At 51.2% G+C, this 11,415-nt stretch carries 10 protein-coding genes; 8 read left to right on the top strand and 2 right to left on the bottom strand.

Translation table 11 applies throughout. The features are described 5' to 3' along the window. The first annotated feature begins 2 nt into the window (after nt 1-2). From FED52_RS02885 to FED52_RS02850, 8 genes are all read left to right on the top strand, one after another. Nucleotides 3-1,259, top strand: coding sequence for a type 2 periplasmic-binding domain-containing protein (locus tag FED52_RS02885; protein ID WP_138858872.1), 1,257 nt, complete (start codon nt 3-5; stop codon nt 1,257-1,259). Nucleotides 1,260-1,330: 71 nt separating this feature from the next. Continuing rightward, the gene (locus FED52_RS02880; RefSeq protein WP_138860266.1) at nt 1,331-2,344 is read left to right on the top strand and encodes a carbohydrate ABC transporter permease; all 1,014 of its coding nucleotides are present in this window, start codon (nt 1,331-1,333) and stop codon (nt 2,342-2,344) included. Continuing rightward, nucleotides 2,341-3,171, top strand: coding sequence for a carbohydrate ABC transporter permease (locus tag FED52_RS02875; RefSeq protein ID WP_138858871.1), 831 nt, complete (start codon nt 2,341-2,343; stop codon nt 3,169-3,171). The genes FED52_RS02880 and FED52_RS02875 overlap by 4 nt, the downstream gene beginning before the upstream one ends. Nucleotides 3,172-3,181: 10 nt before the next feature. Next, the gene (locus tag FED52_RS02870) at nt 3,182-4,108 is read left to right on the top strand and encodes a glycoside hydrolase family 43 protein (protein WP_138858870.1); all 927 of its coding nucleotides are present in this window, start codon (nt 3,182-3,184) and stop codon (nt 4,106-4,108) included. A 21-nt stretch (nt 4,109-4,129) separates the two neighbouring features. Then, entirely contained in the window at nt 4,130-5,914 is a 1,785-nt protein-coding gene (locus FED52_RS02865) for a glycoside hydrolase family 2 protein (RefSeq protein ID WP_138858869.1), read from the top strand. A 51-nt stretch (nt 5,915-5,965) separates the two neighbouring features. Continuing rightward, nucleotides 5,966-7,294 (top strand): glycoside hydrolase family 43 protein, encoded by a 1,329-nt coding sequence (locus tag FED52_RS02860; RefSeq protein ID WP_138858868.1) that lies wholly within the window; start codon nt 5,966-5,968, stop codon nt 7,292-7,294. Nucleotides 7,295-7,661: 367 nt separating this feature from the next. Beyond that, complete coding sequence (locus tag FED52_RS02855; RefSeq protein ID WP_138858867.1) at nt 7,662-8,114, top strand: sigma factor; 453 nt, start codon at nt 7,662-7,664, stop codon at nt 8,112-8,114. A gap of 5 nt (nt 8,115-8,119) precedes the next feature. Next, a complete protein-coding gene (locus FED52_RS02850; RefSeq protein ID WP_138858866.1) occupies nt 8,120-8,989 on the top strand; it encodes a tyrosine-type recombinase/integrase in 870 nt (289 codons plus the stop codon). A 204-nt stretch (nt 8,990-9,193) separates the two neighbouring features. On the opposite strand, the gene FED52_RS02845 is transcribed toward FED52_RS02850, so the two are convergent. Next, nucleotides 9,194-10,054 carry an NAD-dependent epimerase/dehydratase family protein gene (locus FED52_RS02845; RefSeq protein ID WP_138858865.1) on the bottom strand — a complete coding sequence of 287 codons (861 nt, stop codon included), beginning with the start codon at nt 10,052-10,054 and terminating at the stop codon, nt 9,194-9,196. 231 nt (nt 10,055-10,285) lie between these two features. Further along, nucleotides 10,286-11,413, bottom strand: coding sequence for a transposase (locus tag FED52_RS02840; protein WP_167491753.1), 1,128 nt, complete (start codon nt 11,411-11,413; stop codon nt 10,286-10,288). Nucleotides 11,414-11,415 lie beyond the last annotated feature (2 nt).

The following is an 11,415-nucleotide window of genomic DNA, read 5'->3' as shown; positions in this document are numbered from 1 at the left end:
ATATGAACATGAAAAAAATTGGAGCTGCGGCTTCAACGGGGTTGTTGGTATTTTCGCTCGCAGCTTGTAGCGGGGGCGACTCTTCAAGTGATAGCGGGAAAACACAAATCAAGTTCATCAACGGTTTCACCGGCGGGGACGGTGCCTTCATGACAAAAATCGTGGACGGGTTCAACTCTAGCCAGGACGAGTTCGAGGTCGTTCAGTCGCAAGAGAAGGATCACTATACGAAATTCAAATCAGGGAATTACGATTTGGTCGTCATCCATGAGACGAGCCTTGAAACATATCAAAAAGACCAGTTGATTCAAGACGCCGGTCCTTATATGGAAACAGCCGGACTTGCAGAGGACGACTTTAACGCGGCAGGTATCCAGTCGGGTACGGTCGAAGACAAACTATTCGGGGTACCGCTCGACATTCACCCGCTCACGATGTTCTATAACGAAGAACTCGTCAGCGAGGCTCCGACGGACTACGAGCAATTGAAAGCACTCGGCGAAACGCTTCAAAGCGAGAACGAGAACCTCTATGCGTTCGGTCTCCCATCGACCGGCTTGACGACGTTCTACTTCACAGCCGCGGCCGCACAAAACGGTATCGACCTCGCAAAAGACGGGTATCTCGACTTCACGCAAAGCGACTATGCTGATGCGCTCATGCAATATCATGACATGGTCTTCAAAGACAATACGTCCCCTGAAAAACTCGGCCTCGACGGTGAGTTCCAGGCGTTCATGAAGTCAGCAGATGAAGGTGCCAAACAAACAGCCGTCACGATGACCGGCCCTTGGTACTACCAAGCCGTGAAAGAGAAGTATGCGGACAACCTCGGTATCGGTGCCATGCCGACACTCTTCGAAACGGCAGCCACGACAGGTAACGCCCATACGATCTCGGTCGCTGCTTCAGTCGAAGACGAAGAAGTGAAAGATGGCATCTCTGAGTTCTTGAAGTACTTGTACACACCGGAGAACTTGGCGAACTGGGCTGAATCTGGCCAGACACCGTCACACCTTGCGACACTCGACTTGATCACGGAAGACCCAGAGAAATACGAGTTGGCTGCGAAGAACCAAAAACAGCTCGACACGTATGTGGCCGCACCGCGCGTCTATCAATTCGATGAGCAAATGCGTTACATGAACGAAGTCGTCTTCACGAAGTTGACGAGTGAACCAAATCTTACAAAAGATGCGCTCATGAGTGAGCTTGAAAAAGCGACGAAAGCCGCTAAACAGATCGCAGATACTCAATAAGCTGAAGGACACGAGGTCAGTGCAGGGTATCCTGCACTGATTTCTTATGAAGGAGGGTCTTCCCCGTGCATATGACGAACAAATCAAAATGGCTTGGGTTCATCTTCGTTGTCCCATTCCTGGTAAGCTTCCTAGTCTTTTGGTTAATCCCGCTCTTATACGGCATCTGGATCAGTCTTCATGACTTCCGGTTGTCGGTCGGAAACAACGGCTTCATCGGCTTAAAAAACTACGTCGACATCTTGACACCCGATACGATTTATAATCGAACGTTCATGACCTCGCTCAAAAACACCCTCATGTTCATCGTGCTGAGCGTACCGCCGCTCATCTTGATCAGTCTCGGCCTCGCCCTATTGATCGAGCACTTACCGAAAAAATTGAAGACGTTCTTCCGGACCGTCTTTTTCTTGTCATACTCAATCTCCGTCACCGCCGTATCGGCCATCTACTTGTGGCTCTTCGGCGCGAACGGTGGATACATCAACAATATTTTGATGAAGGCCGGACTCATCTCGTCGCCAATCAACTGGACGGGTGATCAACCGTATGCCTGGCTCGTCATCGTCATCGCGACCATCTGGTGGACGATCGGCTTCAACATGTTGTTATTCGTCAACGCGCTCGACGAGGTCGACGGCACGCTCTACGAGGCCGCTGACTTGGACGGGGCGTCGGCTTGGAACAAGTTCCGTTTCATCACATTACCAGAGATTCGAAACATCTCGATTTTCGTCATGATCACGACGGTCATCGCCTCGTTCAACTTATATGGACAATCACTCCTCATCACACGAGGCGGACCGGAACAGTCGACGAGTTCACTCATCATGGGCATCAACACGACCGTCTTCGGCAACAACCAGCTCGGGGTCGGATCGGCGATGGCGCTCCTCATGGGAGTCATCATGATGCTCATCACCGGCATCCAATATTGGATCTCGTATAAGAGCGACAAAGACGACCTCGCGAAACCGAGTCGCAAAGAACGGAAACGTTTGAAACGGGCCGTCAATGCCGGACCGACGAACGTCAATCAGCACCCAGCTGCTACAATCGACAAAAAGGAGCGAAAAATCACATGAGACAGAAACGTATCAAATCAGGGATTCTTGTTGCGGTCGCCTCTGTACTCGCCGTGCTCTTTCTCTTCCCGCTCGTCTGGATGGTGTTCACGTCCTTTAAGACGCTGAGTGAATCGCTTGCGAGTGCCTCACTGTTCCCGCGTCAATGGACACTTGAAAACTACGCCAGCATCTTCTCGGCTTCGGCCGACTCGAACATGGTCCAATGGACGATCAACACGGCCATCGTTACATTAATCGGGACAGTGCTCGTCATCTTCGTCGACGTCCTCGCCGCCTACGCGCTGGCCCGTCTCGATATCCCGGGGAAGAAAGTCATTCTCGGTATCGTCGTCGTCGCTTTGACCGTCCCGGGAATCGTCACACTGTTCCCCGCCTTCTATCTGTTCAAGAGCGCGGACTTGCTCGATACGTATGCACCGCTCATCTTGCCTTATTCGGCCGGGACGCTTGGCGTGTTCTTGATTTACAACTTCTTGCGCTCGTTTCCAAAAGAGCTCGAAGAAGCGGCTTATCTCGATGGCGCCTCACAGTGGCAGGTCTTGACGAAGGTCATCTTCCCTTCAATCAAACCGGTCGTCACGACGCTTGGAGTGGTCACATTCCTCGCCATCTACAACGACTTTCTCTGGCCGTCACTCGTCACGAACAGCGATGAGATGAAGACGCTCACGCTCGGGGTCGCCACACTCGTCCAAGGCTCAAACTTCGTGAATCCGGCTGCCATGATGGCCTCGACCGTCGTCGCGACGGTGCCGGCACTTATCATCTTCCTCTGGGCGAACAAATACTTCGTCAAAGGCGTCACCAATTCTGGAATCAAGTGAGGCGATGTTGATGCAAACGACACATCTTCCGATTCAAACCGTGAAACGGACGGATCTTCATATGCGCGATCCGTTCGTTTTTTCGGATGAATCGACAGAAACATATTACTTATTCGGGACGACGTTCGCCGACGGCATCGGCGACGTCGAGCCCGGCTTCTATGTATACACCAGTCCGAATCTCGAAGACTGGACCGGCCCTTACCTTGCGTTCACTCCTCCTGCCGGATATTGGGGGGTTCGTCATTACTGGGCGCCTGAGGTTCATCACGTCGACGACAGTTATTGGATGCTTGCGACATGCAAAGGCGGGATCGGTGTCCATCGGGGCACGACGATTTTGCGGGCCGACCATCCCGGCGGACCGTATCGCCCGCTTTATAACGAAGCGACGACCCCTCCAGACGAGGAGGCGCTCGACGGGACATTCTACGAGGAAGACGGACGACGTTTCCTCGTCTACTGCCACGAATGGACCCAGCAATACTACGGGGAAATCAAGGGGATCGAACTTGATCATGGACGTCCGATTGGCAAACCGTTTCCGATTGTTCGTGCCGGCCATCAATCGTGGATTCGAAAGTTCAGCGACCCACGCATCCAGAAAGAAGGCTATCTGACCGATGCCCCGTTTTTCTATCAAGCAACGAACGGTGACTTGCTCATGTTCTGGTCGAGTTACGCCAATGCCGATGTGACCGGTGGTGCCGGCGGCTATACGGTCGCCGTCGTCCGCTCCAAATCAGGTTCGATTTTCGGGCCTTGGGAAGAGGACGAGACGCTCTTCCTCGATAAAGATGCCGGGCACTGTAGCCTGTTCCGTACGTTCTCAGGCGAACTGATGCTTTGCACTCATTCTCCAGACACACCACATGGGATGGAGCGCCCGACGTTCTTCTCATTAACAGAGACAAATGATGGACTGTTGATTCAGTAACCAACAAAGGAGTAGACACTTATGACGATCACACACTTCCCTCGCCCACAATTCATCCGAAAAGACTGGCAAACACTCGATGGCGCTTGGCGATTCGCCTTCGATGATGACAACAAGGGGCTCCATGAACATTGGTACAAAAGAAATGATCTCCCTCTTACCATCAACGTCCCGTTCGCCTATCAAACAGAACGGAGCGGCATCCATGACCCAAGTTTTCACGACATCGTCTGGTACGAGCGGACGTTTGATGTGCCAAGCGATTGGAACGAGCGCGTCATCTTACATTTCAATGCCGTCGATTACGAGACGGCCGTCTATGTGAATGACCAGTTGGTCGGCACGCAGGTCGGCGGCCAGACCCCGTTCTCATTCGATATCACTGACGCATTGAACCACGGAGAAGAACGCGTCGCTGTCCGTGTGTTCGACCCGTCGACGGACGAAACGATTCCACGCGGGAAACAGTTTTGGCAGGAAGCACCCGACTCGATTTGGTACACGCGGACGACCGGCATTTGGCAGAGCGTCTGGCTCGAGCATGTCCCGAACGCATCAATCTCGCGTGTCCGGATGACACCTGACCTTGACCAAGGCGAGATTCGCCTAGCTTACGACGTCTCACCAAGTGCGGTCGGTCTCACGCTCGAAACCGAGATTTCTTTCCAAGGCGAGCTCGTCAGTTTGGAGCAGACCCGGCTCGTCTCTTCGAACGGGAAGCGCGCCGTCAATGTGATGGGACCTCATATCTTCCATACGAATTTCCATCACGACGGCCGCACGTGGACCCCGGAGAACCCGAACTTGTTCGATATCATCTTTCGACTAAAGGATGGCGAACAAATAATCGACGAAGTGACGTCGTATTTCGGGATGCGGAAGATCCATACGGAGGGAGGCATGTTCTACTTGAACAACAAGCCGTACTACCAAAAGCTCGTCCTCGACCAAGGCTATTGGCGGGAAAGCCTGCTCACCCCACCGTCGGACGACGCGTTGAAGCGAGACATCGAACTCGCGAAGGAAATGGGCTTTAACGGGTGCCGAAAGCACCAAAAAGTCGAAGACCCCCGCTTCCTCTACTGGGCGGACCATCTCGGCTATCTCGTTTGGGGTGAGTCGGCGGCATCTGCTTTCTATACCGAAGACGCGGCGGCCCGCCTGACGAAAGAATGGATCGAGATCGTCGAACGTGACTATAACCATCCTTCGATCGTAGCTTGGGTGCCATTGAACGAGAGCTGGGGCATCCCGCTCGTCCGGTCGGATGCGATGCAGCAGCATCACTCACAGGCGATGTACCACTTGATTCACTCAATCGACGGGACACGTCCGGTCATTTCGAATGACGGATGGGAACTGACCGTGAGCGACATTTGCGCCATCCATAACTACAATCACGGCCAAGCAGACGAGACGAAAAAGTATGAAGTGTATAAACAAGACCTTTCGACGACTGAATCACTTCTTGCCTCGCAACCGGCCCGCCGTCGCATTTACGCAAACGGCTTCAGCCATCAAGGCGAGCCGATTTTGTTGACCGAGTTCGGTGGCATCGGCTATAAGATTGGCGGCGACGCCGGTTGGGGCTATACCTCCGTCTCGGACGGCGAGACGTTCGTGAACGATTACGCCCGCATCATGGACGCGGTCTACGCCTCCCGTGCGCTCCATGGCTATTGCTACACGCAATTGACGGACGTCGAACAAGAGATCAATGGTCTCCTCACGTACGACCGGGAACCGAAAGTCCCACTCGAGACGATTCGTCATATCAATGAACAGTGGCATCACGAAATCCGTTAATCCATCACAGGTGCCTCTAAGGGGGCACCTTTTCTTCTAAAGGAGGAGCTTATGAAACGAAAATCCATGTGGATCATCGCTACCCTCGTCGGTGTCATCGCCATCGCTCTCGTCGGTTGGTCACTCACTAGAGCGGATCAATTGACCGAGAGTGACACGTTCATGAACCCGATTCTACCGGACGGTGCCGACCCGTTCCTATATGAGCATGAAGGGTCATACGTCTATACACAGACGACCGGCAGCAACGTCACGCTGTGGCGCACCGACGCCCCGACCGAGCTGGCGACAGCCGAATCAAAGGTCATCTGGCAACCGACGAAAGGCGAACGGGACATTTGGGCCCCAGAGATCCATTTCGTGAACGACCGCTGGTACGTCTACTACGCGGCCGTCATGCCGGGTGAGGTGCACAAAATGTACGTACTCGAGTCGGCGACCGCCGATCCATTCTCGGACTATACGGAAAAAGGTGTCATCGAGGACCCATCCGGTAAGTGGGCCATCGACGGCACGATTCTCAAAAACGGAGATGATTTGTATTACGTCTGGTCGGGTTGGGAAGGCGACGTCAACGTCAGCCAATACCTATATATCGCCGAGATGTCAGACCCGATGACGATTTCAAGCGAGCGGGTCGAGTTGTCAAGTCCGACATATGACTGGGAGTCGCTCGGTGCCCCACCGTCAATCAATGAGGGGCCTCAAATCCTCATGAAAGGTGGTCAAATCCATATCGTCTATTCGGCGAGCGGCAGTTGGACCGACTTTTACCAGCTCGGTCTCTTGTCAGCGACAAGCGATTCCGACCTGATGGACCCGGACGCCTGGACCAAGCAAGAAAAACCCGTCTTCTCGTCGAGCGGTGACGTCTTCGGCCCTGGCCACGCCTCGTTCGTGACATCCCCTGATGGAAGCGAGGACTGGATCGTCTATCACGCCGCTCGGGCGGAAGGGAGCGGTTGGACACGGAACGTTCGGATGCAGCCGTTCACGTGGAAAGATAACGTCCCGGTGTTCGGTGAGCCGGTCTCAACGGATGAAGCCCTCCCATTTCCGTCAGGCCAGACAGGATTGCTTGCCGTCGATATGAACGAGACGATCACGCCTGACAACCCATTAGACCTGCGTCTCGACATTCCAGAAAGCGGACGTTATCAAGTCGTCCTCTATGTCGAGAATCAAACCGAGGTGCCATATACACTTGCCTACGATGAAAAATCGGTACGAGGCATGGCACTCGCAAACGATGGTAACGTCCCTACTCCCAACGTCGTCGTCTTTGACGCTTTGGCATTTGATTCCGGTTCAGCCTCAATCGAAATCATGGCCGAATATGAAAGTAAGATCACGCGTATCGAGTTGCGACAGGCGAACTAAAATAGGCACGAACCTCCCTCATTGTGAGGAAGGTTCGTGCCTTTCTGTTTGGACATCACTCAAGAGATCCCATCATCTCGAAAGATAACGCCTTATTTCTTCATTCATTTGATTATCTGTAAAGTTGACAGTTCAAAACAATTAACGTACAAAACGACATTCATTCGCTTCGCCGGATATTCATCGATATTCGACGATTGGTTGTTGCTGTGCGTTAGCCTTTCGACTCCATTCGTTATTGTAAGCTGATATTTCAAACAAGCCCTAGGCTTATGTGCGATAAGGGCGCTAGTCCATCTCGGATATCGATGACTATACTCGAATTAACCTAGGAAAATCAACAGAGCGCTCGGAAAAGAATCACCACATGACTCACATTGATGATCAAATCTATGAATGGGAACCGATGATTCACTATGTCATCCGCCACCTATCGATTCACCCGAACGAACAGGAAGACTGCGCCCAAATCGCACGAATCGCCCTATGGGAAGCGTTGAATCGCGGCTGCATGCTATCGAAGACGTATTGCTTCCAACGGATTCGGGGCGCCATTCTGAATCACCAACAAAAGAATGCCCGACATTTAAAGCATGAGGTCGCGGCCGAACGAATCCCGGAGCAATGTATGACGTCCGAACGCAATCTCTTCGACTGGCTCGATGAACAGCGGTTGTTGTTGTCGCCCCGCCATTTCGAACTCCTTTGCCACTTGATTGACGGGACCGAACAGACGCTGTCTTATTCGCCGAGTCGTTTGCGGGCATATAAGGCCGACGTCCAACGGGAACTGAAAGAGGCAATCAACTTGAAGGAGTGATCAACATGAAACACGTGTTACTAAATGATGCCATCGACATGTACTTAACGGACTTGAGAGAACGAAAGGAAGCCCCCGAGACGACGCTGAAAAGCACGCGCAATTCGTTGTTTCGCTTTGCCCGCTATGCGGCCAAGCACGGTGTGGTGTATATCCAAGACATTAGCGAGACGAACCATGCGATCCCGTATAAGAAACACCTCAGCGGAATGGCCGACAATACGGTCAAATCCTATATCATGCGCATCCGTGGGCTGTTTACGTTCGCCCTCGACCAGCAGTGGATGACTCATAATCCATTCGGTCGAATCGTCACACGGGAAGGTGTCAGCGAACCGCCAACAATCATTACGCGCGACCAATTGAACACGGTGCTGTATCACGCCCGCAATTACACGCTCTATACGATTTATCTCGTCGGAGGGGATGCCGGATTACGGATCAGTGAGATTTTGAATTTGGAAATCAACCATATCGATTTCGAGGAGCGGTTGTTGACGGTCCGAAAAGGAAAAGGCGACAAGACACGTCATGTCCCGATGACACCTAGACTTACGACGGAATTAAAGAAGTATATTGCCACGCATCGACCGAACGTCGGAGATTCGAATCGCATTTTCTTGATGCCGACCGGCCGTGTCGTTCAACCTGGCTTTGTAAATGGTGATTTGAAGAAAATCGCACAAGAACAGTTCGGTGTGAAGCTGACGAGCCATATGTTGCGTCACAGTTTTGCGACGACGCTCTACAATAAGAGTCAAGATATGCTCAGTGTAGGCAAACTCCTTGGGCACAAGTCAATCAGTACGACCGAGCGCTATCTACATGTGTCTAGAGAACAAAGTCGTAAGTTGATTGATAGCTTGAATGAATAAATAAAAAAGATTGAGGCATGAGAGTAAGTGATTACTCATGGCTCAATCTTTTTAAAACAATGCTTGATTAGTGCGTTTAAAACGACAGCAAAACCAGACTCAGTGTTTTTTAATCACAGATGCGACTCCCTAATCTTACGGAAGCAGTAGAGGAAGATGTCGTGAAGAGTTTAATCAACTTTACTAAAATTTGTAGTAAGAATGTTAATTCTTTTCAGTCGCAATAATACTCTTTTTAAAATCACGCACCTGATAGTCATGTTCATACATCGACAATTCCTTCGCATATGCGAAGTCACCGAACAATTTATTGATGGTGACGTTACGACCAACGAGCTGATAGATGACATTATTGAACAAGCCTAACCCTCTTACCTGATTACCATGGACAGATCCCATCGTCGAGACGAGCTCTGACGTACAGACGTACTCTTTGTTTTGAGGATGGAATGTGCCATGATCTTCATGTATAATGACCTGTGCCAAAAACTCGGACAAGTTATCGATGTGAATCATAATACGCTGATTTTGATAGATCGGGAAGAACGGAATTTTCTTTGAAAGACCTGCTAGTTTGATATAGTTCCCTTTCGACCTTTTCCCGTAAATCCTCGGCGGACGGATATTCGCAACGAGAAAATTAAGATCTGCAATCTCCTCAAGTTTCTTCTCGGCTTGAAGTTCGCTGTTCCCGTAAAAATTCGTCGGTTTCGGCACTGTATCTCGTGTGATCATTTGAGCGTTCGAGGCATCGCCGTACACAATCATGCTACTGAGGAAGATGAACTGTTTCACACTTTCTCGTTTCGCCTTCCCTGCAGCTTCGGAAGTCAAATCCGTATTCACTTTATAGTTTAGGTCCTCCATGCTCTTGTCCGTCGAGACGTGGGCAATTCCGGCAGCATGTAAAATTGAACCGTATCCATTGAACGAAAATGTTTTCCATTCCCCGTTCCACATCCCGACTGTTTCGACTTGCACTGCATCGGAATGATTTGCTTCAATCCATCGCTTGAACGCATTCCCGACGTAGCTATTAGCTCCCGTGATTAATACTCTTTTCATATATAACCATCCTGCAAAAACTAACTATGTATTTCCTATGCTTTATAATGATTTTACTTACTTTAAATAGAAAATAATGATTGTATTCCCCATTTATCTTAGCGTTCACACCCACGTCTTGCATCATAGTTTTATTACTGGTGTATTTTGCAATACAAATGCGGTTCTTACGCACTGTTGGTGAACGATGACGAGCGACCGCCCGAAGGTGGTCGCTCATTTTTTGCAATATCAGTGAGCACAACTCGGCTCGGGATTTCGACAAAGCACCCGAATCCTGAGCAAGTCAAAATTTCCCCTTCCATACATGAGTCGCTTCATCACCTTTAGACGATTGACGTTCCCTTCCACGTAACCATTGCTTTCTTCAAATTGACAGGCCGCCAGGATTGCCTCTATATTTTGTTTGAGGCGACCCACGAAACGCTTCAGTCCGGGGTGTGATGTGACCTGTGGATTGGTGATCAACGAAAGGAGATGTCCCGCGTCCCGTTCCCGAATCGCTTCCCGAAATCCTTTAATAAAACAGAACGGGATGGCGAGGTCTCCGTAACGGACCAACAGGTACGAGACATCGATGGTATCGTCCGGCCTGGTCGCAGGCCATTGCCAGAGTAGGCGGCAGACATCCTTGCGCGATATGAAAACCTGGGGTTCGGGAAGACCCTCCCTCCGAACGTCACGTGAACGGTGACGGACCGCGCCAAACGAACCCCTGTAACCTAATTGCCTCAGATGAGCGTCCGTTTCCTGGATTGTGAATCGATTTCGGACACATTCTCTCAAATGTGGCATGAAACGATCGATCAAGTGAGGTCTTTGTCGTTTCTGCAGGGAAGGCTCGTAAGCCGGATCACTGTATTTTTTGACGGTCCTCCAATTCAAGCTGAGCATCTGGGCGATCGCATTCAGACTCATCCCTTGGCGGTGCATGCTTTGAACCCTTTCGACCAACGGTCGTTTCGTTTCTTTCTCGGGTTCAGTCGGATGTTCCGGTTTCAAACCGTACGATACGGTACCTTCCAGTTTTACAGGGACTCGAGAGGGGAGGACACGCTGGCATATCGAATTGAGACATCGCCATAGGTTGTCTACGAGGTGGAAGCGGTCGCTCACCACTACGATGTCCTGGTCGAGCAACGCCTCTTCATAGGCCGGGAATCGATCGACCAATGCGCGGACAGGTCGTTTCTCCAGATTCACAAGCCAATCCTTCAACATGTCCGCTTCGCGGGTCCGCAGCAGGTCGATGGGACGATGGGTTGTTGCGTCACAGATGATGGTCCCGTATCGGTGACCCTTTTTGAAGGCGAAGTCATCAGTGCCGATCACCTCAGCACAGGGGCTCGGGACGGGCACAC

This window comes from Exiguobacterium mexicanum (assembly GCF_005960665.1).
Lineage (GTDB): Bacteria > Bacillota > Bacilli > Exiguobacteriales > Exiguobacteriaceae > Exiguobacterium > Exiguobacterium mexicanum_A.
This window is presented reverse-complemented; position numbering and strand designations above follow the sequence as displayed.

Bases quoted from the DNA above. Each gene is read 5' to 3' on its own strand.
- FED52_RS02870 (WP_138858870.1), top strand. From the start codon at position 3,182: ATGCAAACGACACATCTTCCGATTCAAACCGTGAAACGGACGGATCTT.
- FED52_RS02885 (WP_138858872.1), top strand. From the start codon at position 3: ATGAACATGAAAAAAATTGGAGCTGCGGCTTCAACGGGGTTGTTGGTA.
- FED52_RS02880 (WP_138860266.1), top strand. From the start codon at position 1,331: ATGACGAACAAATCAAAATGGCTTGGGTTCATCTTCGTTGTCCCATTC.
- FED52_RS02860 (WP_138858868.1), top strand. From the start codon at position 5,966: ATGAAACGAAAATCCATGTGGATCATCGCTACCCTCGTCGGTGTCATC.
- FED52_RS02875 (WP_138858871.1), top strand. From the start codon at position 2,341: ATGAGACAGAAACGTATCAAATCAGGGATTCTTGTTGCGGTCGCCTCT.
- FED52_RS02855 (WP_138858867.1), top strand. From the start codon at position 7,662: ATGACTCACATTGATGATCAAATCTATGAATGGGAACCGATGATTCAC.
- FED52_RS02845 (WP_138858865.1), bottom strand. From the start codon at position 10,054: ATGAAAAGAGTATTAATCACGGGAGCTAATAGCTACGTCGGGAATGCG.
- FED52_RS02850 (WP_138858866.1), top strand. From the start codon at position 8,120: ATGAAACACGTGTTACTAAATGATGCCATCGACATGTACTTAACGGAC.
- FED52_RS02865 (WP_138858869.1), top strand. From the start codon at position 4,130: ATGACGATCACACACTTCCCTCGCCCACAATTCATCCGAAAAGACTGG.